Origin of the sequence: Streptomyces sp. NPDC059456, from assembly GCF_042750055.1 — a bacterium.
Lineage (GTDB): Bacteria > Actinomycetota > Actinomycetes > Streptomycetales > Streptomycetaceae > Streptomyces.
On the sequence record NZ_JBHYVA010000979.1, the window covers coordinates 1 to 2,247 of the forward strand.

Below are 2,247 nucleotides of genomic sequence, written 5' to 3' on the forward strand. Positions count from 1 at the left end.
TGGCCCGGCCGCCGGGGGGGGGCGGGGTGTCCCTGCGGTGCTGGTCGGCGGCGGCCCCCGCTCCGTGGGGGCCGGGGGGGCCCGCCGGGCCCGCGGCCAGCAGGAGTGCGGCGAGCAGCGCGGAGCACAGGCGTCCCGGGAGAGCGGGGGTGTGGAGCACGGGCATGGCCGGGGGTGCTCCGTTCAGGACCGGGCCTGCCGGCCGCGCCGGGTCAGCCAGAGCACGCCGGCGGCTCCGGTGAGCAGCACGGTGGCGCCGAGGGTGCCGAGGGCGAGGGCGGAGTCGGTGGGTCCGGTCTGCGGGAGGGTGTCCTCCGTGGAGCCGCCGGACTGCGCGGCGGCGGTCACGTCGAGTTCCAGGGAGGGCTTGGGGCCGTTGCCCGGGGTGCAGGTGGTGGTGGTCCCGAGGGCCTTGATGGTGAGGACGCCCGCGGTGAAGGTGACCTTGCCGCTCTTCTTGGGGGTGTAGGTGCCCGAGAGGTCGGTGATCTTGATGGGGGTGTTGGCGGGCACGGCCTCGGGGTTGGCCGCTCCGGAGACCGCAACGGACGCCTTGTCGGCTCCGTCGGCCAGGATGACGGCGCTCGGGCTCATCGCGCCCTTGCCGAGTTCGACGGGGCTGGACGAGACGCCCTTCTGGAAGGACATCGTCAGCTTGTAGCCGTCGCCCTCCTTGACCGCCTTGATGTCGATCGGTGAGACCGCCGACTTGTCCCCGATGGGGGTCTTGCAGTCGTACGCGACGTCGACGACGTCGGCGTGGGCCGCGGGGGCGGCCAGCAGGACCGCCGTTCCGGCCAGCGCGGAGGCCAGCGCGAGCGCGGCGGAGCGTTTGCGGTCGGTCACCTTCGTCTTCCCCTCGGGCCACAAGTTACTGACGACACATCAGATTGGTGGCTCAAGGTACGCCGGGGGCCTTGAGGAGGGAAGACACGGGACAGGCCCGGATCCACGGCCTGTCGGCCGCCTGGATCCAGGCCTGTCGCTGCGTGATCGGGGGGCGGTTCAGGCGGCGCGGACGCCCCGCTGCCAGACCGCCGAGACGAGCGGGACGCCGGGCCGGTAGGCCAGGTGGACATGGCTCGGCGCCTCCAGGAGGGCCAGGTCGGCGCGGGCTCCGCGGGTCACGACGCCCACGTCGGCGCGGCGCAGGGCGCGGGCCCCGCCGGCGGTGGCCGACCAGAGCGCCTCGTCCGGGGTCATCCGCATGTCCCGCACGGCGAGGGCGATGCAGAACGGCATGGAACTCGTGTACGAGGAGCCCGGGTTGCAGTCGGTGGACAGCGCGACGGTGGCACCCGCGTCGATGAGGCGGCGGGCGTCGGGCCACTGGGCGCGGGTGGAGAACTCGGCGCCGGGCAGCAGGGTGGCGACGGTGGTCCCGGCGGCCTGGGCGAGGGCGTCGACATCGGCGTCGGTGAGGTGGGTGCAGTGGTCGGCGGAGGCCGCTTCGAGCTCCACGGCCAGCTGCACGCCGGGGCCGTAGGACAGCTGGTTGGCGTGGACGCGCGGGATCAGCCCGGCGGCGGCGCCCGCGGTGAGGATCGTGCGGGCCTGGTCGCCGTCGAAGGCGCCCTTCTCGCAGAACACGTCCACCCAGCGGGCGTACGGGGCGCAGGCCGCCAGCATCTCGCCGGTGACGAGGTCGACGTAGCCCGCCGGGTCCTCGGCGTAGTCGGGGGAGACGATGTGCGCGCCGAGGTAGGTGACCTCCTCGGTGTGCGCGGCGGCGATGCGCAGGGCGCGGGCCTCGTCCTCGACGGTGAGGCCGTAGCCGGACTTGGTCTCGAAGGTGGTGGTGCCCTGGCGCCGTGCCTCGTCGAGGTGGCGCAGCAGGTTGGCTTCGAGCGCGGCGTCGGAGGCGGCGCGGGTGGCGGCGACGGTGGTGCGGATGCCGCCCGCGGAGTAGCTGCGGCCGGACATCCGGGCGTTGAACTCGGCGGTGCGGTCGCCCGCGAAGACGAGGTGGGAGTGGGAGTCGACGAAGCCGGGGATGACGGCGCGGCCCTTCGCGTCGAACGCGGCGTCGGCGGCGGGGGCCGCGGCGGCTTCGCCGACCCAGGCGATCTCGTCGCCGTCGATGACGAGGGCGGCGTTCTCGATCAGGCCGAGGGGTGACCCGTCGCCGAGGGCGGGGTCGTTGGTGACGAGGCTGCCGATGTTGGTGACGAGGGTGGTGGTCATGGGTCCCTTCGGGTTCGTTCCCCCCGCCCCGCCCCTTCCCGAAACCGGGGCTGCGCCCCGGAC

2 protein-coding genes are annotated in these 2,247 nt (G+C 74.3%); both read right to left on the minus strand.

All coding sequences use genetic code 11. From position 1 onward, the window contains the following. Positions 1 to 183: 183 nt before the first annotated feature. Complete coding sequence (locus tag ACFXA3_RS41300; RefSeq protein ID WP_385196452.1) at positions 184 to 846, minus strand: LPXTG cell wall anchor domain-containing protein; 663 nt, start codon at positions 844 to 846, stop codon at positions 184 to 186. A gap of 159 nt (positions 847 to 1,005) precedes the next feature. Continuing rightward, positions 1,006 to 2,184 (minus strand): imidazolonepropionase, encoded by a 1,179-nt coding sequence (gene hutI / locus ACFXA3_RS41305; RefSeq protein WP_385196455.1) that lies wholly within the window; start codon positions 2,182 to 2,184, stop codon positions 1,006 to 1,008. Positions 2,185 to 2,247: the final 63 nt, after the last annotated feature.

Excerpts from the sequence above, each read along its gene's own strand:
- hutI (WP_385196455.1), bottom strand. The coding sequence starts at position 2,184 with ATGACCACCACCCTCGTCACCAACATCGGCAGCCTCGTCACCAACGAC.